The following is a 24348-nucleotide window of genomic DNA, read 5'->3' on the forward strand; positions in this document are numbered from 1 at the left end:
CCTGCGGTGGAGCATATTGATCGCATCCTTGTCGTCGATGACGACAGGGATATTCGTGAACTGGTTGTCGATTATCTCGTGAAGTCGGGCTATCACGCCTCCGGCGCGGCCAACGGCAAAGAGATGCGCGCGGTGCTCGACAAACAGCATATCGACCTGGTGGTGCTGGACGTGATGATGCCCGGCGACGACGGCCTGACGCTGTGCCGACAGCTGCGCAGCAGCAGGCATAAGGATCTGCCGATCCTGATGCTCACCGCCCGGAACGAAGACACCGACCGGATCCTGGGGCTGGAGATGGGTGCAGACGATTACGTGGTGAAGCCGTTTGTGGCCCGCGAACTGCTGGCGCGTATCAAAGCCATCCTGCGTCGTTTTCGCGCCATGCCGCCCAATCTTCGGGTGACCGAAGCAGGGCGCCTGGTGGTATTCGGAGAATGGCAGCTGGATACGGTGGCGCGTCACTTGATTGATAACGAGGGGATGATTGTGGCGCTAAGCGGGGCAGAATACCGTCTTCTGCGCGTGTTTCTCGATCATCCTCAACGGGTGCTGACGCGGGACCAGCTGCTGAACCTGACGCAGGGACGCGATGCCGAGCTGTTTGAACGCTCGATAGATCTTCTGGTAAGCCGCGTGCGTCAGCGCCTGAATGAAGATGCGCGCACGCCAGCCTATATCAAAACCGTGCGCAGTGAAGGCTACGTGTTTACCATGCCGGTGACCATCGTCGAGGCCAATGAATGACGCTGTGGCCGCGCACGCTCCTGGCCCGGCTGCTGATCGTTGTGCTGCTTGGGCTCCTGCTGGCCAACTCGCTCAGCCTGACGCTGGTCATGGTTGAGCGAATGCGCAGCGCCCGCGCCGTGATGCTGGGCAACCTTGAGAACGACGTCGCGACCAGCGTGGCCATTCTCGACCGGCTTCCGGCCAGCGAGCGGCCCGGGTGGCTGGAACAACTCAATCGCGGCAATTACCGGTATATCCTTGGCCCCGGCGAGTCAGGCGCCGCGCCAGCGGATAAGCGCTCGCAGGATGCGGTCCGTACCCTCAAAGCGACGCTGGCTGAACGCTACCCGCTCACGTTTACGGCGGTTCCGGGGCCCGTATCCCATATCCAGGCCCATCTTACGCTTAGCGACGGCGCGCCGCTGACTATCGATCTGATCCCACGCATGCCGCCCGTCGCCAGCTGGCTGCCCGCGGTGCTGATACTTCAGCTGTTACTGGTCGCGCTATGCGCATGGATCGCAGTCCGCCAGGTCGTCCGGCCCTTCATGCAGTTCACGCGCGCGGTCGACTCGCTTGACCCGGCGGCACATTCCCCGATGGCGGAAAAAGGGCCGGTCGAAGTCCGCCAGGCGGCGCATGCCTTCAATGAGATGCAATCCCGGATACAGGCGCACCTGCGCGAGCGCGCCCAGATCCTGGCGTCCATTTCTCACGACCTTCAGACCCCCATCACGCGCATGAAGCTGCGGGTCGAAATGACGGAGCAGCCGGCGCTCCGCGATAAGCTGCTGAGCGACCTCGACAATATGTCGCGTCTGGTACGGGAGGGGATTGCCTATGCCCGGTCATCAGAATCGCTTGAGGAGACGACGCTGAAGCTGGAGCTGAATGCGTGGATCAACAGCATCGCCAGCGATTATCAGGATATTGGTAAAAACGTGCAGTTTCATGCACGCGATATCCGCCTGCCGATCGTTACGCGCCCGCAGGCATTGCGTCGGGTAATGACCAACCTGCTGGATAACGCGCTGAAGTTTGGCGATAGCGCGACGATCGAGATTGATGAGGACGAACGACAGGTAGCGATCCGCATCATGGATAACGGACCGGGCATCCCGGATGCCGAGCTGGACGCGGTTTTACAGCCGTTCTACCGGGTTGAAACGTCGCGCAACCGCGAAACTGGCGGTACGGGGTTAGGCCTTGCCATTGCAGCGCAGCTCACCGCCCGGCTCAGCGGCAAACTGCATCTTGCCAACCGTGAGGAGGGCGGGCTGATGGTGAGCGTGACGCTGCCGCGCGGCTAATTGTACGCGTCTGTATCCGGTTACGGCGCCGATACGCTGGCAGACAAAATTACGCTTTTTGCACACGGCCCGAACACATTCGTACGGTGAAATGACCTCACTGCACCTTCGCAGCAACGGTATCGTGAGGTCCTTATGTTTCTGATAATCGCTTTTTTGGGCGGCATGATTAGCCTGCTCAGCCCGTGCACGCTTCCCGTCATTCCTCTGCTGTTCGCCGGATTTCAGGGGCAGCGCAAGCACATTCTGGCGCTTCTGGCGGGCATGATTGTAATGTTCACCCTGGTGGCGATGGTGGTGACGGCTGCCAGCGAGTGGATCGCTGACGCCACCGCTATCGGCCGCTGGATTGCGCTTCTGGTGCTGGGCATCGCCGCACTGGCCCTCATTTTCCCGCAGCTCGCCCAGCGCATTGCCAGCCCGGCGGTCAGCGCCGGGAACGTGCTGAACACCCGCAGCGCGCAGACGCGCGGCATGCTGTCGGCGTTTCTGGCAGGGCTTGCCGTAGGACTGCTGTGGTCTCCCTGTGCCGGGCCGATTCTCGGGGCGATCTTCAGCATCAATATTGCGGGACACTCGCCCGTCGCCACCGGCGCGCTGTTGGCCGCTTACGGCGGAGGATGCGCGCTGATGCTGGGGCTGCTGGCAGCAGGTGGTCGAAAGCTGATCGCGCCGTTACGATCCAAATCCGCGCTGATGGCGCGTCTGCGCCAGGGGGCGGGAGTGATGATGTTAGCCGCCGTTGCCTTTAATGCTTCCGGAATGACGTCGGCGCTGAAGGGGGCCAACGGCATTGCCGACCGGCTGGAAAACGCGCTCCTGAACCTGGCGAAACCGGCACCGTCGCAGGTGAAGCTGCAGCCGGCAGTGGAAACGGCCCCCAGCAGCCAGCTGCCGTCGCTGAGCGGCGGAACGGGCTGGATAAACGGTGACCCTGTCACGTCTGAATCCTTACGGGGTAAGGTTGTCCTTATCGACTTCTGGACCTGGGGCTGTATTAACTGCCAGCACGCGCTCCCGCACGTGCGCGACTGGGCCAGGAAGTATCAGTCTCAAGGCCTGGTGGTGATTGGCGTACACACGCCGGAATACCCGTGGGAAAAACCGCTATCGTCGGTGAAAAACGCGGTGAACAAGTGGCAGCTGCCGTATCGGGTGGTGACGGACAACGGCTATAAGATCTGGACCGCGTTCGGCAATCAGTACTGGCCCGCGCATTACTATTTCGATGCGAAAGGGCAGCTGCGCTACACCTCGTTTGGCGAAGGCAACTACGACAGGCAGGAGGCCGTTATTCAGCAGCTTCTCAAGGAGGCGCGTTCCTGAATCGCCCTACGGCACCCGCTGAGCAACGATAAACAGGCGGGGAAAGGCCAGCAGTATCTGCCCGTTTTCCTGAAGCGGATACTGCCCCTGCAAAAGCTCATGGTAGCGTTCCAGGAATTTTTTTTGCTCGTTCTCGCTGAGGTCCTGTATCCACGGACGTAATCCCGTCGCGCTTACCCAGTCTACGATGGCCTGATGCGAACTCATCTGATGGAAGTAGGTGGTGCGCCAGATATCCACGTCGCATCCCGCTTCCGTCAGAATATCGTAAAAGGCATGGATGCCCGGCAGCGGCTCGCGGCCCCGATCCGGGTAGCCCTGTTCCAGGGCGACTTCGCGCATTAAGGCGTGCGTTGGCTCAAGCCAGTTATCCGGCATTTGCACCGCCAGCACGCCGTTTAGCTGGAGCAGCGATACCAGATGCGGCAGAAGATGGTAATGGTCCGGGATCCACTGAAGGGAGGCGTTGGCATAGACGAGGTTCACAGGCTGCACCGGCCTGTAGTGGCGGATATCCGCTTCCACAAACTGGCAGTCCGGCAGGGCGTTTCGGGCTTCCTCGAGCATCGCCGGAGAGTTATCCACTCCCGTAATCTGGGCTGAAGGCCAGCGCTGTCGCAGCAGCGCCGTGCTGTTGCCGGGACCACAGCCCAGATCAACGGCAGACGTCACGTCAGCAAGCGGCACCCGGGCAAGCAGATCGGCTGCGGGTCGCGTGCGCTCTGCGCTGTACTGTAGATAAAGAGAGGGATCCCAGTCTGCCATTTTCGCATCTCCGCGTTGAGGTGTTCAGCAAGGATAGCACAGGGAGATACCTGCACCGGGGCAGGTATCTGGTTTCTGCCGGATCACATAATCCCCTTCAGGGCCACGTGATAAAGCAGCATGATAGTTTTTCCGTCCACGATCTGGCCGTTCTCAATGCCCCGAAGCGCGTCGTCGAGCGTCATTTCAAGCACCTTGATATCTTCGCCCTCTGATTTGACGCCGCCGCCCGCGCCGGTCCGGTCCTGCGGGTGATATTCCGCAAGATAGAAGTAGAGCTTTTCGGTTACGGAGCCCGGGCTCATATACGCCTCAAAAATCTTCTCCACGCGGGACACCCTGAACCCGGTTTCTTCTTCCGCTTCGGCCCTGATGCGGCTTTCCGGATCGAGGTTGTCGAGCAGCCCCGCGGCTGCCTCAATGAGATCCTCTTCGTGACCGTTTACAAAGACCGGAAAGCGGAACTGGCGGGTAAGAATGACCGTCCTTTTGTCGCGATTGTAGAGCAGGATCGTCGCGCCATTGCCGCGGTCATACACTTCACGCTCCTGTCGCTGCCATTCGCCATCGCTGCGCTGAAGATCAAACGTGTATTTTTTCAGGATGTACCAGTTATCGGACAAGGTTTCACTGCTGATGATGCGTATATCTGCACGTTTTGATTGCACGTTTCATCCTCCTCTCGTAGAGTAAGCATCATAAACAGCAACTTCACGCACATTCAAGAATTATCGTGCAGCTTCAGGAAAGAAAATGCTTACCAGTCAGCGTAAACAATTAATACTTGAAAAGCTGGAGGCGGAAGGCCAGGTTCAGTCCACGGCGCTCAGCCACTATTTTTCGGTGTCGGAAGACACTATCCGTCGTGATTTACGCGAGCTGGCGGCAGAAGGGCGTCTACAGCGCGTTCACGGCGGCGCGCTTCCGGCATCCTCCGCAATTGCCCCGTTCGCTGAACGTCAGTCCGTAAAGATGGATGCCAAAAAACGCGTGGCCCGCCGGGGCGCGCAGCTTATTTCACCGGGGCAGGTCGTTATCATCGATGGCGGGACGACAACCTCTGAACTCATTACCTTCCTGCCGCCAGATCTGCGCATTACCGTGGTGACGCACAGCCCCGGCATCGCGCTGGGTCTGGTCGACCATCCCTGTATTGAGGTGATCCTGATTGGCGGACGCCTGTATAAACACTCCATCGTCACGGTCGGCGCGGCCGCTATTGAAGGTATCAACGCTATTCATGCGGATCTGTTCTTCATGGGCGTTACCGGCGTTCATCCTGACGCAGGGCTAACCACCGGGGATTATGAAGAAGCGTGCATCAAACGCGCATTTTCCGGCAGGGCGGCGGAAACGGTGGTGCTGGCTTCACCGGAAAAGATCAACTCCGCCTCTGCGTTTGCGATCGGCGATTTGTCGTTAGTGAATACTCTGGTCGTTGAGGACACGACGGATGAACGCTGGGTCAACGCTATGAAAGAAAAGGGCGTTGCGGTGATCGCCAGCCGGTAAATATCCGCTTTTTTGCCAGCCAGACCGCGCGGCTGTCAACGAGAGAAAGGTTATCCGCCATGCCGATCCTTAGACTGAAGCTTTTATCAGCTTAAGGATCGCCCATGACAGAGATCTCTGTTCTGGCGTTTGGCGCGGATCCCGCCGCGCAACGCCCATCAACCTCCGCCATTCAGCAGGCGATAAACTCGGCTCACCGCGGCGACGTCATTGTCATCCCGCAAGGCCGCTATCTGAGCGGAGCGCTGTTTCTGAAAAGCGGCGTTTCGCTTCGCCTGGACGATGGCGCCCGGCTCGCGGGAAGTCAGGATCTGGCTGACTATCCGCTTATTACTACCCGCGTGGCCGGTATCGACATGCGCTGGCCGGCAGGCATCATTAATATTATCGATTGTGAAGACGTCAGCATTACCGGCACGGGCACGATAGACGGGCAGGGTGAGATATGGTGGCGACGCTTCTGGGGCGATGACGAGCGCAGCGGAATGGTCGGGGACTACGGTGCCAGAGGATTGCGCTGGGTCGTTGATTATGACTGCCAGCGTCCGCGCAACGTTCTGGTCTTTGAGAGCCAGAATGTTACGCTTCGCGAGTTCACCAGCCGGGAATCCGGTTTCTGGAATCTGCATCTGTGCTATTCGCGCTATATTGCGGTTGAGGATGTGAAAATTACTAATTCCGCAGGGCCAAGCACCGACGGAATAGACATAGACTCCTGCGAACAGGTTCGGGTTGAGCGCTGCATCGTCTCCTGTAATGACGACAATATCTGCATCAAATCTGGACGAGGACGCGAGGCGGCGCAAAACGCGCGCGCCGCGAGGGGTATCGTTATTCGCGGCTGCACGCTGAACAAGGGTTCCGGGATCGCGCTGGGCAGCGAAACCTCAGGCGGCATCGAGCGCGTCCTGATCGAAAATAATACGTTTAACGGGACAGGCGTCGGGTTTCGCATAAAGTCTGCCCGCAACCGGGGCGGATTTATACGGGACATCACCGTTCAGAATTTGCAGCTAACTGACGTGCGTTTTCCGGTGCTGATCCAGCTGAACTGGTTCCCGCAGTACAGCTACGGCAGCCAGGATAATCTCTCTGATAAACCAGAACACTGGCGCAAGCTGGCCGAGGGCGTCGAGGGAGAAGCCGGTCTCACCGAAGTCAGCGGCCTGACGATTAAAAATATCACGGCGCGGCGCTCGGACGACCAATGCTTCTCGCGGGCATTTTTCATCGAAGGGTATCCGGAACGTCCCGTGAGCGGGCTAACGCTTGACGGTATTACGATTGATGCCACCGAGTTCGGCAAGATTTCGGGCGTTGACGGGCTGCGCTTTAATGATGTCCATGTCACGGCAAGGACGTTGACGCGGGACAGCAATGACGTCTATGAGCGTTGAGGGCACGAGGCTTATCGCATTTTTTACAGTAATCTTATAAGTGCTACACTGTCCGCAACCATAATTTTCCTGAATTAAATGACTGATGGCTATGACTAATTTTGAACGTCCGAAACTACAGCTTCCAAACGGCGCAGATAAGCTGTTGCTGCACTCCTGTTGCGCCCCCTGTTCCGGTGAGGTCATGGAGGCCATTCAGGCGTCGGGCATTGATTACACCATCTTCTTTTACAATCCGAATATTCATCCCCAGAAAGAGTATCTCATCCGCAAGGAGGAGAATATTCGTTTCGCTGAGAAACATGGCGTGCCCTTCGTCGACGCAGATTACGACACCGATAACTGGTTTGAGCGCGCGAAAGGCATGGAGTGGGAGCCCGAGCGCGGCGTTCGCTGCACCATGTGCTTTGATATGCGCTTTGAGCGCACGGCGCTGTATGCCGCTGAAAATGGGTTCAGCGTGATCAGCAGCTCGCTCGGAATTTCCCGCTGGAAGAACATGCAGCAGATTAACGACTGCGGACAGCGGGCTGCCGCGCATTATCCGGGAATGGTGTACTGGGATTACAACTGGCGTAAGCAGGGAGGATCGTCGCGCATGATTGAGATAAGCAAGCGCGAACAGTTCTACCAGCAGGAGTATTGTGGCTGCGTTTATTCACTGCGCGATACGAATATGCACCGTAAATCGCAGGGCAGGCCGCTCATCAAACTCGGTAAACTTTACTACGGTAAGGAAGATGAAGGGCAATAATAAGCGCCTGTGCACAATGGATTGAGGAACAAAAAGTGGCATCGTCAGACACCGTTAAGAAATTCGTTATGCTGGCCGTTGTGGTCAGCCTGGCCGCGGGATGCGCGCCGTTACATCCTTCCGGCTGCCACAAGACCACGGCCACGGGCAGTTGCAGTTCAGGACGCTGGGACGATCCGGATGAATGGGGTGCGCAAGCGCGGGCAATCAGGGCGGCCATTAACGATAAGCTTGATGAGCCACAGAAATGGAAAGGGAAGAAATGCCGGCTGCACATGGAGTTTTCCCGGGACGGCACGGCGCTAAGCATATCAACCAGCAACGGCAATAAAGCCTATTGTGAAGCGATAAAATCAGCCGCCCGGAAAGCCACATTCCCGGCCTTTAACAATCCGGAAGTCTACCGGGATTTTCAAAAATCCGGCTTCGACATGCAGGGTTAGCCACATAAGAAATATGTATTAGACATTGAGGGCGGCGCTTGTTTGTATGTTAACAAACTGTAGCCAACCATCTGGAATAATTCATGTTTACTATCAAAACGGACGATCTCTCGCATCCAGCCGTGCAGGCATTAGTTGCCTATCATATCTCCGGCATGCTGGAACAATCCCCGCCGGAAAGCAGCCATGCGCTGGATGTCCAAAAGCTACGCGATCCGGCAGTCATATTTTGGTCAGCATGGGACGGGGAGCAGCTTGCGGGAATTGGCGCGCTGAAAGTGCTCAATGAGGACCATGGCGAGCTGAAATCAATGCGTACCGCACCTGATTATTTGCGCCGCGGTGTAGCAAATCTGTTTCTGCTGCATATCTTACAGGTTGCGCGTGCCAAAGGCCTGAAGCGTCTGAGCTTAGAAACGGGGACGCAGCCAGGATTTACCGCATGTCATCAACTTTATAGCAAACACGGTTTTGTTGACTGCGAACCGTTCGCTGATTATCAGCCTGATCCAAACAGTCGGTTTATGACGCTGGATTTATGCCGGAAAAGCGGAAAGGAGTAGTGACATGATTGGGGAGATTGGACTGGAGGCGCATGTCATTATTTCGCTAGTATGTCAAAGCTAAGTTCAGATGTCCGAGGCAGGGCAAAGCTCAAATGTCCGCTCTGTGCCAGAAGCGGACGATGTGACAGGAAAAGTATCAGTACTGCCAATAGGTTATGTCAGAAGTCCGTATATCCTCAAGATGACGTGCTGACAAAATTAGATCTGGCTCTTACTCGTTCATTATAGGAAGCTTTTTAAGAAACTCTTTAAGATTCCAGGCATCCCATGGCAGATGTTCGGTAATACCTATAATCACAATTTCTGTCTCGGCAGAGACATCACGGATAATCCTAAGCGTCTGCGTAAGGTTCAGTTTCCCTACCGGATACACCGCCTGCCAGTCAAACTCAGGTTCAGGCTCCGCGAACAGCAGCGAACGGAAGACAGACGTCCGGATTGAGGACATCCAGGTCCAGATGCACGGCAAGTTTGCAGATGTTCTGTTCTTTTATCCAGCGTGTGATCCTGTCACTGTTTTCATAAAGCTCTTCCGGTCGTGCGACCTGCAGACCAAGATCGCTGATAACGGCCGTTTCCTGCTCCGTCAGCCCTTCTTCAATCAGGCCGGCATACATGACGCGCGAGGGGGATACAGGGATCTTCACTTTTGAAGCAAACTCCGGATCGCCGCCGCCTAAAAGATTACCCAGCACCATGGTATGGCCGTTGGTAAAATCGCGCGGGGTCTTCACATCCGGGTGTGAATCGATCCACAGTACGCCCATTTCGCCATTGTGCCTCTCGTTCATCCAGGCAAAGGGGGCCTGGTCTACAAGGCAGTCACCTCCAAACACCACGATATGATCCGGTTCTTCTTTTTCCAGCACTGCCCAGGCCTCATCATGCTGGCTGAGTAACTGCCGGCGATAAAGCAGCCCCTGTTCAGGCTCAGGCGTGTCCGGGTTAAACTCCGGCACGCTGATAGTATGCAGAGGGGAGCGTGACTCCGGAGAGAGCCAGTGCAGCAGCCGGGCACCAAACCCGTAGAGCTCCTGGTTGCCACCCTGCCACTGTGGAAATAAGATCCTGATGGTTCTTTTCGACTTGTCAGTCATGTTAACTCCCTGGTTTCAGTACAGCTGGTGATAACAATTAAAAACGCTCTTTTTCCTTAATGTCCGCAACCGGTGAAAGAATATCGCCAGGCAGATCGTGGAGTGGCAGACCGCTGCTGACCTTTCGTGGCCAGTCAGAATTGGCAAGCGCAGCTTTGCCAATGGAAACAAAGTCAGCCCCCATACGCAGAAGCTTTTCTGCCGTTTCACCGTCATCCAGCCCGCCGTTAGCAATGATGACGGTCTCAGGAGCGGCTTCACGGGCAAGCTCAACAAGGCTCTTATCGCCATTCTCGAATGCAGGCAGCCAAGCTTTATATTCGGTCACATGGATATAGTCCACGCCGGCATCGGCGAGCAGGCCAAATATTGTCCTGGCCTCTGCCTCACCTTCTTTCCATTTATGATGAAAATCGTTTACTTTTCCCTGCGAAATCCTGACGCCCAGCGTCTTTTCTGCGCCAATTTCGCTGCGTACAGCACGGATAACTTCCAACGTAATGGCCAGCCGGTTTTCCAGGGAACCACCCCATCCATCAGTACGCTGGTTGGTATAGTCTGTCAGGAACTGATCAAGCAGGTACCCGTTCGCCGCATGGATCTCAACCCCGTCAAATTTTGCATCACTGACGGCACGCTCAGCGCTGTCAGCAAAACTGGAGATGATGTCGTGGATCTGCTCTTCACTGAGTGCCTGGGGTGTACGGTATTCACCGGAACCATGATAGAACTCAAGCTGCTGCCCTTTAGGTTTTACGGCGGAAGGACCGGCAGAGTCCGGACGGTAGATATTTTTCTGAGACAACGCACCGGCATGAATGAGCTGGGCTATAACGCGTGCACCGTTCTGATGCGCTTTTTCGACAATATTTTTCCAGCCGGAGAGCTGTTCTTCATTCACGATGCCTGGCTGAAACGCATAGGTCTGCGACCACGCCTGGTCAATATAGATACCTTCGGTGATGATGGCACCAAAACCTCCCCGGGCAAACCGGGAGTAATAATCCTGCATTTTTTTACCCGGTACGCCGGTTTCAGACGCGGAGATACGCGTCATAGGGGCAACCATAATGCGATTGCGGAACAGGGTGCGGTTAATGGATTTGGCTTCATATAAGGATGCGTAGTGCATGGTGACTCCCCGGTAACAATTATAATAAAAATAATTATAATGCCGTTATACAGAACGTTATACTGATAAGAAATGCATCACTGTATAACGGAAATAGATATAATGAATCTTCGGGACGTCGAACTGTTCACCGTACTTGCGGAAACCTGCAATCTTTCTCAGGCCGCACGCAGACTTGGCATGAGCGCGATGAGCGTGTCGCGACATCTCGCCCAGCTGGAAAAGGATTTAGGGGCGCGCCTGTTTCAGCGTACGACCCGCGCGGTCTCACTGACCAGCGAGGGCGAAGAATTTCTTCCCTATGCCAGAACCATGATGGAAGCAGAGCAGGGCGCGCGGATTATGTTCAGCGAGGACGCTGGCGGGGCAACAGGCCTCTTGAGGATCACGGCACCCTCCGGCATCGGCCGCCGTTATATACTTCCCCTGCTGCCTGAACTCATGGAACGGAATCCGAAGATGAAAATCGACCTCAACCTTAGCGATGACGTAGTGGATATCGTGGGTCAGGGATACGATGTGGCCATCAGGGTTGCCCCGCTCAGGGATTCGAACCTGATTGCCCACAGACTCAGCAGCAACCCCCGGGTCCTCTGTGCCTCACCTGCTTATCTTTCCCGGCACGGGATTCCCACCACTCTGGCAGAACTGACCAATCATCTGTGTTTGAGAACGGCAATGGTGTCTCAGTGGACATTTGTGAAAGATGGGAACCTACTCAGTCATTTATTTGAGCCACGGTTCATTTGTAACAATGTAGAAGGTGTCCGAAGTATGTGTAAGGCCGGAGCGGGCCTGGCACAACTAACAAAAGCAGATATTTACTCTGAACTTGCAACCGGAGAACTCGTCGAAATAACACTTAGTGATGCGGAATGCCACATGCTGGCAATATGGGCGCTGTTTCCGACAAAGCGCTACCTGCCATGCCGCGTTACTGTCTTTCTAGATGCTTTAAAGTCTTCGCTGAAGAGACTTATGTCATGAATGATAAGTTCAACTTTTGCAGAGAGTGATAAGGTCATAATGTCCGCTCTTCGCTCAAAGCGGACATTAAGCTCTCTGGCATTTCAGTTCTATGAAGGGTGGGATTATGTTTGCCTTCAGAGATTTGTTATTTCCTTGTACCGAAAATTTCTTCAGAACGGGGCTGTAATGTCTTCAATGCTTCCAGCATATCGTCACCATTCAGGGAACGCTGGGATTTCTTCTGCGTGGGTTTTCTGCGCCGCCGCGAGGGGCCATCTCCGGCAGGGAGAGCCTGAGACCGGTTATTGTCGCGTTTGTCCTGAACCAGCTTAATAAACTCAAGTGTCCGCCCGAGGCGCTTGTTGTCCACGATAGCACCCTGGTCAATTTCCTGAAGACGATCATAAGTGGAGTAGGGAAGGACGACTCCGTTTAGCCGGAGTTCTTTCCGGCCATCCGGGTAATGCCAGACCTCAATGTACTTCCCAATAGATCTGCGGCTTAACTCATTATCTTCAATCAGATAGAGTACTTTGTCATACTGCACCGTCAGGGATTTTGAAACACGGCGCAGTTCCCGCCATGTGAAAAATGCGGCCAGATCATCGTCATTCTCAAGTGGTCGATGCACATCAAAGTCATGCCGGGGCGCTTTCGCAAAACGCCGGTTGTAATCAGTCATAAACTCATCAGCAAAATGATTGGCTGCATCAACTGAAGAAATGCCCCTGAGCCTGAGTTCCTTTACGAGGCGATCCTGAAGCGTCAGATGGGCGCGCTCCACGCGGCCTTTGGCTGAGCTGGTATTGGCGCAGATAGTCTGGATGTTCAGTTCGTGCATCGCACGGCCAAACTGGTATAACCATCGCCGCCGGTGGCATTTTTATTGTTGATTCTGAAGACGCTGGCTTTGTCGCTATACAATGCCAGTGGTTTGCCATGCTTTTCCAGATAGCCCCTGGTGGCTTCAAAATAGGTGGACAGGTGAATATCGTGCAGTTCTGCGAGTTTCTCGCACGCAAGCGTAGGCCCAAAGTCGGTATAGCGTTCGCGGATAATATTGAGTGCGTACTGGGCAAGACCATCAGGTAGTTGGTTATTGCTGGGTTTTCCACGACGACGGCTAGCCATACCCAGTGGGCCATATTCACGGTAACGCGACAGAAGGCGTCGGCACTGACGATCGGAAATACCAAGGCGCTGCGCGGCCATCAGTGTGGTCAGACGCCGGTCGACAACGTCCTGAATGATTTTGAATCGGTTAACTTCGTCCAAAGTGAAAAACTCCGCGGAGTGTGCCGTCATCAGAATCCCTCGATGGTGAATCTACGTGACGGACATCTTAACTTAGCCCAGAACGGACATTACAACTTTGCCGTTACAACCTAAGTGCGCATAATGTATATTATGTTAAATCACCTGTGGTGATGAGTACGCTCGGGGTGATTGTCAGTTTCGCCATTCCTCAACTGTGGCTGGGGTATGGCGTAATCGCCGCAGTTGGCCAGCCATCAGAGCGCGTATTCGTGTGGGTTGTGCTGATCGCCCTGCTCTTCGCTGGCATCAACGGAGTAACGATGTTTATGATTGGCAAAGGTAGCATGCGCGCCGTGCGGTTACATCTTGCGCTGGCGGTGCTAAGTCTGGTATTAACGGCAGCCTATCTGCTGGCCGCGCTGAGCGGTAGTTCTTCTCCGGGCGTCAGCCTGACCGCGGCGCTGGTGAGTATTGTCATGCTGGGGCTTAGCGGCAGCTGTATACTTTCTACCGCTTTCTATAAGATGCTGCTATTTACGTTGCATAACAGAGTCTGGCGCAAGCTTATCAGCCAGACGCGCTAAACATTCATGCCATAAAAATCCCGCCGCTACCGGCGGGATTTCTTTACTCCCGTTGATATGTACAGCCTGACGTCATTCTGGACTGTTGGGTAACATTGTATCGCGAATATTAATCAAACTTTTCACATACTCATTATTATTGTCTTTTCGCGATATTTCTTTATTAATTAAAAATATGAAGTCCTCGTCAAATGAATCACTGAGCTGCGGATTCGCTCCTTTATCTAATAAAAGCTTAATATGGTCGATTTTTCCGGCATACAAGGCATTAATTAGTAAAGTGCGTTCCATTGCTCCTCTCGCATTGATATCTGCTCCCGATTCAAGCATGACTTTTAAGGTCTCAGTATTTTTTGCTTTTAATGTTTCGAATATTATTGGCTTATCAAAAGTCGTATCCCTGGCGTCCGGAGAAAGTCCACCGTCCAGCATAGCTTTTATCCAGATCCCTTTGTCTCCCTGAAGAACAAACTCAGCGGGACTGCTCCCACCTTCCGATCTGGGTTGCAACGGATCTGCTCCGGCCTTAACCAGATCTGTTATTATTTTTAACCTTGCCGGAGCGGTATCATCCCAGGTTGAGTTGAGCACTGACCAGAATAGCAACGTCATTTCGGCTTTCGCTGGACGATTCAACTCGTCTTTACTGACGGTCATCAGTTTTTGGCTAAGTTGTTCTTCGTTACCGTCATAAATAATCTGAGCAATTTTCAGCTGTTGGCCATCAAAAAAATCTTGTGGTTCATATTGCATATTCTCTTTACACCCTTGCACAATGAGTATGATAAATAAAAGCGTAAGCGCCATTATCATTTTGTTCATGTTCTACTCCTGATAGTGGCAATATCATCATCCTTTTGATCTTCTATGAGCTTGATTGTTTGGTCGATGCCATGTTTATCAAGAAGCGTTCCAGTGCCCCCAAAAAGTGTGTGTTGTGTACCTACAGCATCGGGTGCGGCGAGTGATCCCCATTCCTTTAGAGTAAAAGGCAAAGCAACTCCCCATGGTTTTTGCAGCGATTCAGGAAGTGCACTTTTGATAAGCTCATAATCCTTTTCGTTATGAACTTCCTGTAAGGACGTCAATAATTCGCCATCCACCCTATAAGATTGTATACTTCCTGCGCTTCCGATAACTTTGCCGCCGTATTTTTCAACTGTTCCCGAATTTAGCCCGGCAGCATTGAAAGTCCAGGCTGGATGCCCGCTGGACATAGCTGCTGCCGATGCCATCCCCCCTCCTAAGGAATGACCAGATATGTCAACATCGCCCCTTAATGAATTTCCTATCTCGACTGCTTTTTTATAATAATCTGAATCTATGCCTATTCCCTGCGCAGCATTATTTGTCCAGTCATTTATATTTTTGATTCCTGACAAGTCTCCATCAAGCAGAATTTTTTTTGCAGTATCACCTATTCCTGATGTTAACTCTGGTGCTCTTGAACCTCTGAATACAACAGTCGGGTTCATATCATTACCAAAAATACTGCTGTCAGGCTGATATACCCTGGCCAAAAAATCTGGTGATTTATTATTGTCGAAGAGCATATCCCGACTAAGCCCTATTTTGTTGAGTGTGCCTTCATCATTGCTAATGTCTTTCCATCCTTCTGGTACTCCTAACGTATCCCTGAGTGGGTTTGTTGTCTTATAGACATTCCCGGCGAGTTTAGCTTTTTCAACGGCTACGTTGTTCTCTGCCAGTCGCTCTGATGCGATGCGCGCGTCAGGATAAATACTTCTCTGTCCCTTCCCTATTAGGAACTTTCGTTCTTGCCAGCGTTCAGCTTTTGTAAGCAGCCCTTCGGTCTTTTGCAGGGTGGTTTCCCTGGCTTGTGATGGCTCATGTGGTTTTACTGATTGTTTTGCTTTTGTAACCTGCGCCGGAAATATTGAGGGACGAGCCCGGCGTCCGCCCCACGATTTCACCATTTCCTCATAGCGACGCATTATCCGATCAACCGGATAGTTTGGTTCCAGTAAACCTTGGGGCCTAAGATAACCTTCCGTGTCAGCGTAAAACGGTCCCATCGTCGCCAGCACCCCGGGACGAGTGTCAACCGCAACAATTTCCCCTCTTCTCAGCGCACTTTGGACTTTCCCTCGCAGATCTGTGCTAATCCCCTTATGAGTGACACCCGCTTCAAGACGAATTCTGTCCCCTCCGTGAAAACCGGAGAAGAGCGTCAGGATATCTTTATCCGGGACGAATGACAGTTCATGACATGCGATGGATGGGCTTACTATCCGGGGAAATTCATCAGGCGAAAGCAAATCATCGGCGACATAAAGCAGTTTAAGTCTGGAAAGCATAATATCCCTTTAGCCATGGTTAACGTTTCTATTATTGCACATCACTGAAAACAGACAATGTCGGGCTATTTTTCACGATGCATCCGGACAACATCCGGTATCATGCGTGTCTACATACCTTTGCATATACTCAAAAGTATGTAAAACCGTGTACGTTTGCACGCCTGCATTGATTTTAAGCCGAAGCGTTTACAGCCCCGTCCTCACCACATATCGCAAGTATTTTCTCTCTCAGCCAGCGGTGACCCGGGTCGCGCTCCATCCTTGGGTGCCACATCTGCGACACCGTAATGCGCCGGCTTTTGAACGGCAGCTCAAAAACGTGAACCTGTTCCGTAACCTGCTGATTAGCTAAATAGAGTGCGGGTATCATGGCGATTAGATCGGACGCCAGCGCCACGGAAAGCGCCGTCGGAAATCCCGGCACCACGCTCGCGATTTTTCGCGTCATTCCCCGCTCTGCCAGCACGTCATCGACGAAGCCGTGCAGCGTGCCTTCGGGGGAAGCCACCACGTGGCCCCAGGAGACATAGTCTTCCAGACTTTTTTCTGCCCGGGTAGCCAGCGGATGCCCTTTACGCACCACGCCCACAAACCGATCCTCAAACAGTCTTTGCACAAGTATTTCAGGCCCCATATTGCTCTGCACGCCAATCTCCAGATCGACCAGACCTTCCCGCAGGTAGCGCGACGTTTTTTCAGGCTTTGGCGCAAAGCGTATGCAGACGTCCGGTGCGGCATCGGCCACAGCCGCAATAAGCGCCGGGCCAAACGCCACCACAAAACCGTCGTTTGCCCGAATCGTGAAAAGGCGCGAAAGATCTTCGACGTTGAACGTTTCGGTGGATGGCTGCAAAACCGCCTTCGCCTCGTGCACCGCGCGCCGGGCGCGCTCCCGGGTAGCCTCTGCCCAGGGCGTCAGTACCATGTTGCGTCCGGCGCGCACCAGGATTGGATCTCCCGTTACGTCGCGCAGCCTGCTCAGGGTGCGGCTCATGGCCGAGGTGCTTAGGCGTAAACGGCGGGCCGCGCCCGCAACGCTGGCTTCGCTCAGCAATACGTCGAGGGCAACCAGCAGATTGAAATCGGGATCGGACATGACTAATCTCCCAGGATTCAGATAAGGCGTTTCATGCAACGATAAAGTGCAAATGGTGCGCCTTCCGCCGCGTAAAAGCCATCTTTATAGTTCCGTCATCCACCATCCTTTTCAGGAGACAGCAAGATGACGCTCTTTTCCAGCCAACCCGGCGATGACGGCCTGCCGGGCCCGGCGCGCGCCCGGGTGTTGGCCGCGGTAATGACCACCACGCTAATGGGCGTGTTTGACGGCACCATGATTAACGTCGCCCTGCCGTCCATGGCGCAGGCGATGCAGGTGCACGCCAGTACCGCCGTCTGGTTTGCCAACGGGTATCTGCTGGCGGCGGCGATGTCGCTGGCGCTATTCGCGGCGCTGGCGGCACGCCTGGGTTACCGCCCCGTATTTCTGGCAGGCCTTATGATCTTTACCCTGACATCGCTGGGCTGCGCGCTGGCAACGGGCCCCGGGATGCTTATCGGAATGCGCATCCTTCAGGGGATCGGTGGCGCGGCGACGCTGAGCATCGCGCCCGCGATACTGCGGTCCGTGTTTCCCGGCCGATTGCTTGGCCGCGTTCTGGGTTTACACGCCCTGCTCATCGCCTCCAGCTCGGCGCTCGGGCCGGTATTGGGCGGCACCCTTCTTCATATCCTGAGCTGGCAATGGCTGTTTGCCGTAAACGTTATTCCCGGTGCGGTGGCCCTGCTGCTGGCAACCGGAGCGCTGCCGCGCCAGTCTATCAGCGTTCGGGCGCCCTTCGATTCGCTCGGGGCCATTTTATCGGCGCTGATGTTGGGCTCAACGATCGTGGCGGCGAACAGTTTCCAGAGCGCAGCACATCACACCGCCAGCCTCTGCTGGGCGGCGATCGCTGCGACGAGCGGCATCGCCTTTATCTGGCAGATCCGCCGTACGGAAAACCCGCTGCTGCCGCCAGCAATGTTTAAAAATGCGCGTTTTACCCTCGCGGCCCTTACGTCGATGACTGCGTTCGTCAGCCAGGGGATCGCCTTTATTGCCCTGCCGTTCCTGTTTCAGAGCGTCTATGGCTATAGCCCGCTCGTCTCTGCCCTGCTGTTTACGCCGTGGCCGTTGGGGATCGTGCTCATTGCTCCCCATGCCGGCCGGTGGGCGGACACGATATCGGCTCCGCCGATCTCAACTCTCGGGCTGATGATTTTCGCTCTGGGGCTGGGGCTGCTGGCGACGCTGCCTGCCAGTCCAGCCATGTGGGATATCTGCCTGCGGTGCCTGGTGTGCGGTATTGGGTTTGGCTGCTTCCAGAGCCCCAATAACCGGGAGATGCTCTCAAACGTTACCCGTGACCATGCGAGCTTCGCTTCTGGCGTTTTGTCCATCATGCGGACGTTCGGGCAGTGTCTCGGTGCGGCGGTTGTGGGGGTTATGCTGACGGCAGATGGAAGACCGGTTCATGCTGCGCTGTGGATCGCCACGGCAGCCTCAGCGGGATCCGTATTCGTTAGCGTAAGCCGGTTACGGTCGCTGAGGCTGATAAAATAAGCGCTAGCCTGGGCTACTCCAGCGCCAGCAGCGCAAAGCTCGCCAGCCAGTGCCCGCCGCTGTAGTGGCTGCCGACAACATGCTCCACGCTTGCCGCCAGATGGCGCGCGGCGGCATCGCGCAGTGCCTGCTGCGCCGGATGGCTTTCCGGCAGGGCGTGTGCAATGTGCTTCATGCACCAGGCGCGGCTTAGGTTGAGCCCGTCCAGGTGCGCAATTTTCGGATCGGTGCGGTCGCTCACCTCTGCCGGGTACATCAGCGCCGACACGGCGCCCGCGTCCGGCAGAAACGCATCGAACCAGGCCGGGAAATTGTCCGTCACCTTGCTCATCAGCAGGGCTTCGGTAAGCGCCCCGGAAATATACTCGTCGCCGCCCGGCTCATAGTGCGCGGGATAACGGGTGTCCGCGAGATAAAACCGCGTTGCCGCGTCCAGGATAGCCTGCTCGAGCGCGTTATCCTGCACCGCACGGGCGTAATCCAGCCCCAGCGCGAGCGCAAACGCGGTGTTGTAATGCGTCCCGACGCGGATTGGATAGGTTAACTTGCTGAGGTAATCCACCAGCCGCTGACGAATATCCAGCGTGAGCGGTTGCAGCGTCTGATACCAGCGCGCCGCCTGCGGCAGCGAGGACTGTTGCAGCTCCTGCGCCAGCGCTAGCAGCCAGCCGTAGCCGTAAGGTCGCTCAAACGACGCGCGGAACGGCGCGTTGAAATAGGCCAGCTCTTTCGCCACCTTCTCGTCGGTCAGGTGTTCCTCAAACAGGGCGACGATCTCTTCCCGGCACGGCAGCTCGGGATACAGGCGCAGGCAGCGCAGCAGGAGCCAGTAGCCGTGCACCGCCGAGTGCCAGTCAAAGCAGCCGTAAAAAATCGGGTGCAGCTCGCGGGGCGGCAGAACGTCGCCGTCATCGTTCAGCAGATGCATGATGTGGTTCGGGTATTCCTGACGTAGATAGGTCAACGGCATTCTGGCGAACGCGTCGGCCTGTTGTTGCGTTAATTCCATAGCGGCTCCTTAGCGAAACACGAGGAAATACATTAAGAACACGTTTACCACCAGCAGGGTTAACGCGGTCGGGATCTGAATCTTGATAACCTGATATTTGTCCTTTAGCTCCAGCAGCGCGGCGGGCACGATGTTGAAGTTGGCGGCCATGGGCGTCATCAGCGTGCCGCAGTAGCCCGCGTACATCCCGATAGCCAGCAGCGGCGCCGGGTTGCCGTGATGAACGTTAATCAGGAACGGCAGGGCGATACCGGCGCTCAGCACCGGGAACGCGGCGAAGGCGTTGCCCATGATCATGGTAAACAGCGCCATCCCCACGCAGTAAATCACCACCAGCATAAAGCGGCTGTCCGGGTTGACGAACAGGCTGACCACCTTCTGGACCGATTCGCCGGTATTGGCCACCACAAATACCCCGCCGAGCATGGCGAGCATCTGCGGCAGGATCACCGCCCAGCCGATGGTATCCACCAGCCGACGAGACTGACGGACCGCATGCAGCGGCGTGCCTTTCGTCAGCCACCAGCCGGTGAGGATTGCCGCCACGCAGGCCACGCACAGCGCCGCCAGGGTAAGCTGCTTCTGGTCGAGCAGATAAACGCCGCCAATCGACACGCCCTTCAGGAACAGCGTCCCGATGACCGTCACCACGGGGATCATCAGCGCCGGCAGGAACAGCCAGTTTTTCAGCCGGTTCGACGAGGCGACGCGTTCCTCCTCGGTGGACATTTTATAATGCCCCTTCCCGACCAGCCCAAAACCCGCCAGCAGCGCAATCACGATAACCGCGCCGCCAATGATGCGATACGCCAGCGACTTGCCCAGCTCCTGCACCATCAGATCGCCAAACAGGAAGATCCCGCCAAACAGGAACCAGAACAGCGCGGTGGTAAAACGTTTCGGGTTGGCGCGGTCGCGAAGGGTCATGACGACCAGCAGCATCACAACAAAGCCAATCAGGTAGTACACGCGGTTAATGGTGATGAGCGTCATCATGATGCGATCTCCTGCGCGCCCTGCTCTGCTTTCCAGGCCATCACGTCGCGACGAATGCTGGCGTCGAGGCGCAGCAGGCGCGTCATGTGAATAAACAGGGCTGCGATGGCGGTCGGAATGGCCCACAGGCCGATGTGCAGCGGCTCGATCCCCTCGATCCCGTTCTCTTTAAGAAACGCGTCAATCAGCAGCACCGCGCCGAAGGCGATAAAAATATCCTCCCCAAAGAACACCGCGATATTGTCGCAGGCGGCGGCGTGCGCCTTAATTTTGTCGCGGATAGTCTGCGGCAGCTCGCCGTACTCGTTCAGCGCCGCCCCTTCCGCCATCGGCGCCAGCAGCGGGCGCACCGTCTGCGCGTGGCCGCCCAGCGACATCAGCCCCAGCGCCGCCGTCCCCTCGCGGGCGACAAAGTAGAGCATCAGGATACGCGCCGAGGTCGCGCTGGCGATCTTCGCCACCCAGGCCTGGGCCCGCTCCTTCAGCCCGTAATACTCCAGCAGGCCAATAACCGGCAGGATCAGAATGAAGGTGGCAAGCGATCGGCTATTCACGAACTTTTCGCCAAAGGTTTCCAGCAGCATACCGAAATCCATGCCAACCAGCAGGCCCGTCGCCAGCCCCGCCACCACGACAACCAGCAGCGGGTTGAAGCGCAGTGCAAAACCAATAACCACCACCGGTATCCCGATAAGCGGCAACAGTGTAGAACTGTCCATAAACGTTACCCTATCCAAAGTGAGCGTTGCGCGCCGACGGCTATTTTTTATACTTCGCAGCAGAGCGAAGCCGGTGCATTACGGCGCGCGATATTGTGTTTTGCGTCAGGCTCCACAGAACCTGCACTAAAAAGCTATATCTGAACGTCAAAAACATGTAAACAATTTATCAATAAAATGTTCTTATTTTATCGACGGGTTTACATTTCGGGAGAAGGATCGGTATGACAAAAGACAAAACGAAGACGGCGCCAGGCCACGACGATATTGCGGACGGGCGTATCGTCTCCTCCCGTCATCTGGTTTCAGAGCGGTGTGCCGAACTATCGGAGCTGGAATATGCGCTGATCATGACCAGCAATGCCTTCAACAAGTGGATGGTGCGCTGCATGACGGCGGCGGGCGAGCCGGATATGGGCGCCTTTGACGTCTCGCTTCTGCATCACGTTAACCACCGCAACCGCAAGAAAAAGCTGGCGGACATCTGCTTTGTGCTGAACGTGGAAGATACCCACGTGGTGACGTATGCGCTGAAAAAGCTGGTAAAGGCGGGTTACGTCACCAGTGAAAAAGCGGGGAAAGAGCTCTTTTTCTCGACGACGGAGGAAGGCAAAGCGCTGTGCATGAAGTACCGGGACGTGCGGGAGGCCTGCCTGATCGCCATTCATGCGGAAAGCGGCATTCCGGGAACGTCGATTGGCGAGACCGCGCAGCTGCTTCGCGCGATCTCGTCCCTGTATGATACCGCCGCACGCGCGGCGGCCTCGCTTTAAGGACGGCGGAACAGGGTGATACTCCGCCCGGCCAGCTCATAATCGACGGATTCCGTGATGATCTCTCCGGTGGGGGCATCATCCGCCGTTGACAGCTCCAGCACCCAGCCGCCTTCCCCGAACTGCGGGATCTGGAACGGGACCGTGCCTTCAAACGGGTTAAACAGCATCAGCACGTCGTGCCAGACGCCCTCTTCCTTTTCGAGATCCGGTCGGCTGATGGCAAGGCCAAGGGTGGAGCCTTCGTCCCACTGTTCCGACTGCTGCAGCCCCCCGCCGGCGTTAAACCAGCGGATCTCCAGCCCGTCGCGCCAGTTTTCACGCCGCAGCAGCGGCTGCTCCGCGCGCAGGGCAATCAGCCGACGGGTAAATTCGCGCAGCCTATCGTCGTTTTCAGAAAGCCCTTCCCAGTTTATCCAGGAGATCTCGCTGTCCTGACAGTATCCGTTATTATTGCCCTTCTGCGAGCGGCCAAACTCATCTCCCGCCAGCAGCATCGGCGTGCCGTGGGAGAACAAGAGCGTGGTGAGGAAGTTGCGCTTTTGCCGCTCGCGGGTCGCGATGATGTCAGGGTTTTCCGTCGGGCCTTCTTCACCGTAGTTGTATGACCGGTTATCGTTATGGCCGTCGTTATTATCCTCCCCGTTATCGGCATTGTGCTTCTCGTTGTACGACACCAGGTCGTTGAGCGTGAAGCCGTCATGCGCGGTGATGAAGTTAACGCTGGCCCACGGGCGACGCCCGCGCAGATCGTACAAATCACCGGAGCCAAGCAGGCGTGCGGCAAAATCGGTGGAGACGTTATCGCCCTTCCAGTATTCCCGGACCGTATCGCGGTATTTGTCGTTCCACTCCCCCCAGCCCGGCGGGAAGCCGCCCACCTGATACCCGCCGGGGCCGATATCCCACGGCTCACCGATGAGCTTCAGCTTCGACAGCACCGGATCCTGGGTCACGGCATCGAAAAAGCCGCCGCGGGGATCGAACCCTTCCGGCTCGCGCCCGAGAATCGTGCCGAGATCGAAGCGGAAGCCGTCAATCTGCATCGATTCCGCCCAGTAGCGCAGCGAGTCCATGACCATCTGCAATACGCGCGGATGCGAGGTATTGACGGTATTGCCGGTGCCGGTGTCGTTAATGTAGTACCGGTGCTGATCCGGCATGGTGCGGTAATAGCAGAAGTTATCAATCCCCTTAAACGACAGGGTTGGCCCCAGCTCGTTACCCTCCGCCGTGTGGTTATAGACCACGTCGAGGATCACCTCGATGCCCGCGTCGTGGTACGCGCGCACCATATCGCGAAAGCCCTGGATCCCCGCCGGGCCGTAATAGCGGGACGCTGGCGCAAAGAAGGCGAGCGAGTTATAGCCCCAGAAGTTTTTAAGACCGCGATCGAGCAGGTGCCGATCGTCCGGGAACCAGTGGACCGGCAGCAGCTCCACCGAGGTGATGCCCAGGCTTTTGATGTAGTCCACGGAGGCTTTATGCCCCATTCCCTCAAACGTACCGCGCAGCTCGGGCGGAATGGCCGGGTTAAGCTGGGTAAAGCCCTTCACGTGGCTTTCATAGACGACGGTACGCGGCCACGGAACGTCAGGCCGGCGCGAGTCCTGCCAGTCGACGGCGTTCGGGTCGATGACCCTGCATTTCGGCGTAAACGGCGCGCTGTCTCGCGTATCGAAGCTGAGATCGAGCTCGTCGTGCCCCAGCTCATAGCCGAAGTGGGCGTCGTTCCACTCGATATCCCCTGCCAGCTCGCGGGCATACGGGTCGATGAGCAGCTTATGCGGGTTAAAGCGGTGACCGTTCTCCGGATCGTATGGCCCGTAAACGCGGTAACCGTACAGCGCCCCCGGCTTCAGGTCGGGCACATAGCCGTGCCACACCTCATGGGTGTATTCCGGCAGCTCCAGGCGGGCGATTTCTGTTTTCCCGGAAGGGTCAAACAGGCACAGCTCCACCCGCTCCGCGTGCGCGGAAAACAGCGCAAAGTTAACCCCCTTGCCGTCATAGTTTGCGCCCAGCTGCTGGCCGTGACCGGCCCGAATTTCAAACGTTGTATCCTTTGGCATTTTTGTTCTCCTCGA

General features: G+C 55.9%; 23 protein-coding genes and 2 pseudogenes. 13 read left to right on the forward strand and 12 right to left on the reverse strand.

Annotation, left to right across the window (positions count from 1 at the left end; translation table 11 throughout):
• Positions 1-6: 6 nt before the first annotated feature.
• The 3 genes from IM304_RS11625 to IM304_RS11635 all read left to right on the forward strand — a co-directional run bounded on the left by IM304_RS11625 (position 7) and on the right by IM304_RS11635 (position 3365).
• Positions 7-747 (forward strand): response regulator, encoded by a 741-nt coding sequence (locus IM304_RS11625; RefSeq protein ID WP_193355125.1) that lies wholly within the window; start codon positions 7-9, stop codon positions 745-747.
• Entirely contained in the window at positions 744-2039 is a 1296-nt protein-coding gene (locus IM304_RS11630; RefSeq protein WP_193355126.1) for an ATP-binding protein, read from the forward strand. Before IM304_RS11625 ends, IM304_RS11630 begins: the two co-directional genes overlap by 4 nt.
• A gap of 135 nt (positions 2040-2174) precedes the next feature.
• The gene (locus IM304_RS11635) at positions 2175-3365 is read left to right on the forward strand and encodes a cytochrome c biogenesis protein/redoxin (RefSeq protein WP_193355127.1); all 1191 of its coding nucleotides are present in this window, start codon (positions 2175-2177) and stop codon (positions 3363-3365) included.
• A gap of 6 nt (positions 3366-3371) precedes the next feature.
• Here IM304_RS11635 and tam read toward each other — a convergent pair whose 3' ends face one another.
• Complete coding sequence (tam, locus tag IM304_RS11640; protein WP_193355128.1) at positions 3372-4130, reverse strand: trans-aconitate 2-methyltransferase; 759 nt, start codon at positions 4128-4130, stop codon at positions 3372-3374.
• Positions 4131-4213: 83 nt separating this feature from the next.
• Positions 4214-4798 (reverse strand): NUDIX domain-containing protein, encoded by a 585-nt coding sequence (locus IM304_RS11645; RefSeq protein ID WP_176610327.1) that lies wholly within the window; start codon positions 4796-4798, stop codon positions 4214-4216.
• A gap of 85 nt (positions 4799-4883) precedes the next feature.
• Here IM304_RS11645 and IM304_RS11650 point away from each other — a divergent pair, with 85 nt between their 5' ends.
• The 5 genes from IM304_RS11650 (at position 4884) to IM304_RS11670 (ending at position 8799) form a co-directional block, all read left to right on the forward strand.
• On the forward strand, positions 4884-5642 hold the full coding sequence (locus IM304_RS11650) for a DeoR/GlpR family DNA-binding transcription regulator (protein ID WP_193355129.1): 759 nt from the start codon (positions 4884-4886) through the stop codon (positions 5640-5642).
• Positions 5643-5746: 104 nt separating this feature from the next.
• A complete protein-coding gene (locus IM304_RS11655) occupies positions 5747-7039 on the forward strand; it encodes a glycoside hydrolase family 28 protein (RefSeq protein ID WP_193355130.1) in 1293 nt (430 codons plus the stop codon).
• A 91-nt stretch (positions 7040-7130) separates the two neighbouring features.
• Positions 7131-7793, forward strand: coding sequence for an epoxyqueuosine reductase QueH (locus tag IM304_RS11660; RefSeq protein ID WP_369750619.1), 663 nt, complete (start codon positions 7131-7133; stop codon positions 7791-7793).
• A gap of 68 nt (positions 7794-7861) precedes the next feature.
• Positions 7862-8236 carry a cell envelope integrity TolA C-terminal domain-containing protein gene (locus tag IM304_RS11665; protein WP_227009587.1) on the forward strand — a complete coding sequence of 125 codons (375 nt, stop codon included), beginning with the start codon at positions 7862-7864 and terminating at the stop codon, positions 8234-8236.
• A gap of 83 nt (positions 8237-8319) precedes the next feature.
• Positions 8320-8799: a GNAT family N-acetyltransferase gene (locus IM304_RS11670; RefSeq protein ID WP_193355131.1), complete on the forward strand. Its 480-nt coding sequence runs from the start codon at positions 8320-8322 to the stop codon at positions 8797-8799.
• A gap of 398 nt (positions 8800-9197) precedes the next feature.
• On the opposite strand, the gene IM304_RS11675 is transcribed toward IM304_RS11670, so the two are convergent.
• Both IM304_RS11675 and IM304_RS11680 read right to left on the reverse strand, forming a co-directional pair.
• Positions 9198-9899: an arginase family protein gene (locus tag IM304_RS11675; protein ID WP_227009574.1), complete on the reverse strand. Its 702-nt coding sequence runs from the start codon at positions 9897-9899 to the stop codon at positions 9198-9200.
• Positions 9900-9936: 37 nt separating this feature from the next.
• The gene (locus IM304_RS11680) at positions 9937-11031 is read right to left on the reverse strand and encodes an NADH:flavin oxidoreductase (RefSeq protein ID WP_193355132.1); all 1095 of its coding nucleotides are present in this window, start codon (positions 11029-11031) and stop codon (positions 9937-9939) included.
• Positions 11032-11133: 102 nt separating this feature from the next.
• Between IM304_RS11680 and IM304_RS11685 the strand changes: the two genes are divergently transcribed.
• Positions 11134-12018 (forward strand): LysR family transcriptional regulator, encoded by an 885-nt coding sequence (locus IM304_RS11685; protein WP_193355133.1) that lies wholly within the window; start codon positions 11134-11136, stop codon positions 12016-12018.
• Between the two features lie 127 nt (positions 12019-12145).
• On the opposite strand, the pseudogene IM304_RS11690 reads toward IM304_RS11685, so the two are convergent.
• Positions 12146-13224 (reverse strand): annotated as a pseudogene (locus IM304_RS11690) (helix-turn-helix domain-containing protein).
• Between IM304_RS11690 and IM304_RS22250 the strand changes: the two are divergent.
• Positions 13177-13281, forward strand: a pseudogene (locus IM304_RS22250) (hypothetical protein); the annotation flags it as partial. The pseudogenes IM304_RS11690 and IM304_RS22250 sit on opposite strands and share 48 nt — an antisense overlap.
• A gap of 146 nt (positions 13282-13427) precedes the next feature.
• Positions 13428-13841 carry a hypothetical protein gene (locus IM304_RS11695; RefSeq protein ID WP_193355134.1) on the forward strand — a complete coding sequence of 138 codons (414 nt, stop codon included), beginning with the start codon at positions 13428-13430 and terminating at the stop codon, positions 13839-13841.
• Positions 13842-13913: 72 nt separating this feature from the next.
• On the opposite strand, the gene IM304_RS11700 is transcribed toward IM304_RS11695, so the two are convergent.
• The 3 genes from IM304_RS11700 to IM304_RS11710 form a co-directional block, all read right to left on the reverse strand.
• Complete coding sequence (locus tag IM304_RS11700; RefSeq protein WP_193355135.1) at positions 13914-14663, reverse strand: ankyrin repeat domain-containing protein; 750 nt, start codon at positions 14661-14663, stop codon at positions 13914-13916.
• Positions 14660-16159 (reverse strand): phospholipase, encoded by a 1500-nt coding sequence (locus IM304_RS11705; protein ID WP_193355136.1) that lies wholly within the window; start codon positions 16157-16159, stop codon positions 14660-14662. Before IM304_RS11705 ends, IM304_RS11700 begins: the two co-directional genes overlap by 4 nt.
• Before the next feature lie 175 nt (positions 16160-16334).
• Complete coding sequence (locus IM304_RS11710) at positions 16335-17258, reverse strand: LysR family transcriptional regulator (protein ID WP_193355137.1); 924 nt, start codon at positions 17256-17258, stop codon at positions 16335-16337.
• A 126-nt stretch (positions 17259-17384) separates the two neighbouring features.
• On the opposite strand from IM304_RS11710, the gene IM304_RS11715 reads away from it, so the two are divergent.
• Entirely contained in the window at positions 17385-18764 is a 1380-nt protein-coding gene (locus IM304_RS11715; protein ID WP_193355138.1) for an MFS transporter, read from the forward strand.
• Between the two features lie 13 nt (positions 18765-18777).
• On the opposite strand, the gene IM304_RS11720 is transcribed toward IM304_RS11715, so the two are convergent.
• The 3 genes from IM304_RS11720 to IM304_RS11730 are packed head-to-tail and all read right to left on the reverse strand — an operon-like array spanning position 18778 to position 21488.
• Positions 18778-19773, reverse strand: coding sequence for a DUF2891 domain-containing protein (locus IM304_RS11720; protein ID WP_193355139.1), 996 nt, complete (start codon positions 19771-19773; stop codon positions 18778-18780).
• A 9-nt stretch (positions 19774-19782) separates the two neighbouring features.
• Positions 19783-20769 (reverse strand): DUF979 domain-containing protein, encoded by a 987-nt coding sequence (locus IM304_RS11725; RefSeq protein WP_047354811.1) that lies wholly within the window; start codon positions 20767-20769, stop codon positions 19783-19785.
• Positions 20766-21488 (reverse strand): DUF969 domain-containing protein, encoded by a 723-nt coding sequence (locus IM304_RS11730; protein WP_193355140.1) that lies wholly within the window; start codon positions 21486-21488, stop codon positions 20766-20768. The genes IM304_RS11725 and IM304_RS11730 overlap by 4 nt, the downstream gene beginning before the upstream one ends.
• A 224-nt stretch (positions 21489-21712) precedes the next feature.
• Here IM304_RS11730 and IM304_RS11735 point away from each other — a divergent pair, with 224 nt between their 5' ends.
• Positions 21713-22261, forward strand: a complete 549-nt coding sequence (locus IM304_RS11735) for a winged helix DNA-binding protein (RefSeq protein WP_148422680.1) — start codon at positions 21713-21715, stop codon at positions 22259-22261.
• Here IM304_RS11735 and glgX read toward each other — a convergent pair.
• A complete protein-coding gene (gene glgX / locus IM304_RS11740) occupies positions 22258-24333 on the reverse strand; it encodes a glycogen debranching protein GlgX (RefSeq protein ID WP_193355141.1) in 2076 nt (691 codons plus the stop codon). The two genes, IM304_RS11735 and glgX, sit on opposite strands and share 4 nt — an antisense overlap.
• Positions 24334-24348: the final 15 nt, after the last annotated feature.

This window comes from Enterobacter cloacae complex sp. P40C2, from assembly GCF_014930695.1.
Taxonomy (GTDB): Bacteria; Pseudomonadota; Gammaproteobacteria; order Enterobacterales; family Enterobacteriaceae; genus Enterobacter; species Enterobacter pasteurii.

Coding starts and splice junctions, on each gene's coding strand:
- IM304_RS11660 (WP_369750619.1), top strand. CDS start 7,131: ATGACTAATTTTGAACGTCCGAAACTACAGCTTCCAAACGGCGCAGAT.
- IM304_RS11630 (WP_193355126.1), top strand. CDS start 744: ATGACGCTGTGGCCGCGCACGCTCCTGGCCCGGCTGCTGATCGTTGTG.
- tam (WP_193355128.1), bottom strand. CDS start 4,130: ATGGCAGACTGGGATCCCTCTCTTTATCTACAGTACAGCGCAGAGCGC.
- IM304_RS11685 (WP_193355133.1), top strand. CDS start 11,134: ATGAATCTTCGGGACGTCGAACTGTTCACCGTACTTGCGGAAACCTGC.
- IM304_RS11730 (WP_193355140.1), bottom strand. CDS start 21,488: ATGGACAGTTCTACACTGTTGCCGCTTATCGGGATACCGGTGGTGGTT.
- IM304_RS11695 (WP_193355134.1), top strand. CDS start 13,428: ATGAGTACGCTCGGGGTGATTGTCAGTTTCGCCATTCCTCAACTGTGG.
- IM304_RS11670 (WP_193355131.1), top strand. CDS start 8,320: ATGTTTACTATCAAAACGGACGATCTCTCGCATCCAGCCGTGCAGGCA.
- IM304_RS11725 (WP_047354811.1), bottom strand. CDS start 20,769: ATGATGACGCTCATCACCATTAACCGCGTGTACTACCTGATTGGCTTT.
- IM304_RS11675 (WP_227009574.1), bottom strand. CDS start 9,899: ATGACTGACAAGTCGAAAAGAACCATCAGGATCTTATTTCCACAGTGG.
- IM304_RS11715 (WP_193355138.1), top strand. CDS start 17,385: ATGACGCTCTTTTCCAGCCAACCCGGCGATGACGGCCTGCCGGGCCCG.
- glgX (WP_193355141.1), bottom strand. CDS start 24,333: ATGCCAAAGGATACAACGTTTGAAATTCGGGCCGGTCACGGCCAGCAG.
- IM304_RS11635 (WP_193355127.1), top strand. CDS start 2,175: ATGTTTCTGATAATCGCTTTTTTGGGCGGCATGATTAGCCTGCTCAGC.
- IM304_RS11710 (WP_193355137.1), bottom strand. CDS start 17,258: ATGTCCGATCCCGATTTCAATCTGCTGGTTGCCCTCGACGTATTGCTG.
- IM304_RS11680 (WP_193355132.1), bottom strand. CDS start 11,031: ATGCACTACGCATCCTTATATGAAGCCAAATCCATTAACCGCACCCTG.
- IM304_RS11735 (WP_148422680.1), top strand. CDS start 21,713: ATGACAAAAGACAAAACGAAGACGGCGCCAGGCCACGACGATATTGCG.
- IM304_RS11655 (WP_193355130.1), top strand. CDS start 5,747: ATGACAGAGATCTCTGTTCTGGCGTTTGGCGCGGATCCCGCCGCGCAA.
- IM304_RS11700 (WP_193355135.1), bottom strand. CDS start 14,663: ATGAACAAAATGATAATGGCGCTTACGCTTTTATTTATCATACTCATT.
- IM304_RS11705 (WP_193355136.1), bottom strand. CDS start 16,159: ATGCTTTCCAGACTTAAACTGCTTTATGTCGCCGATGATTTGCTTTCG.
- IM304_RS11650 (WP_193355129.1), top strand. CDS start 4,884: ATGCTTACCAGTCAGCGTAAACAATTAATACTTGAAAAGCTGGAGGCG.
- IM304_RS11720 (WP_193355139.1), bottom strand. CDS start 19,773: ATGGAATTAACGCAACAACAGGCCGACGCGTTCGCCAGAATGCCGTTG.
- IM304_RS11665 (WP_227009587.1), top strand. CDS start 7,862: ATGCTGGCCGTTGTGGTCAGCCTGGCCGCGGGATGCGCGCCGTTACAT.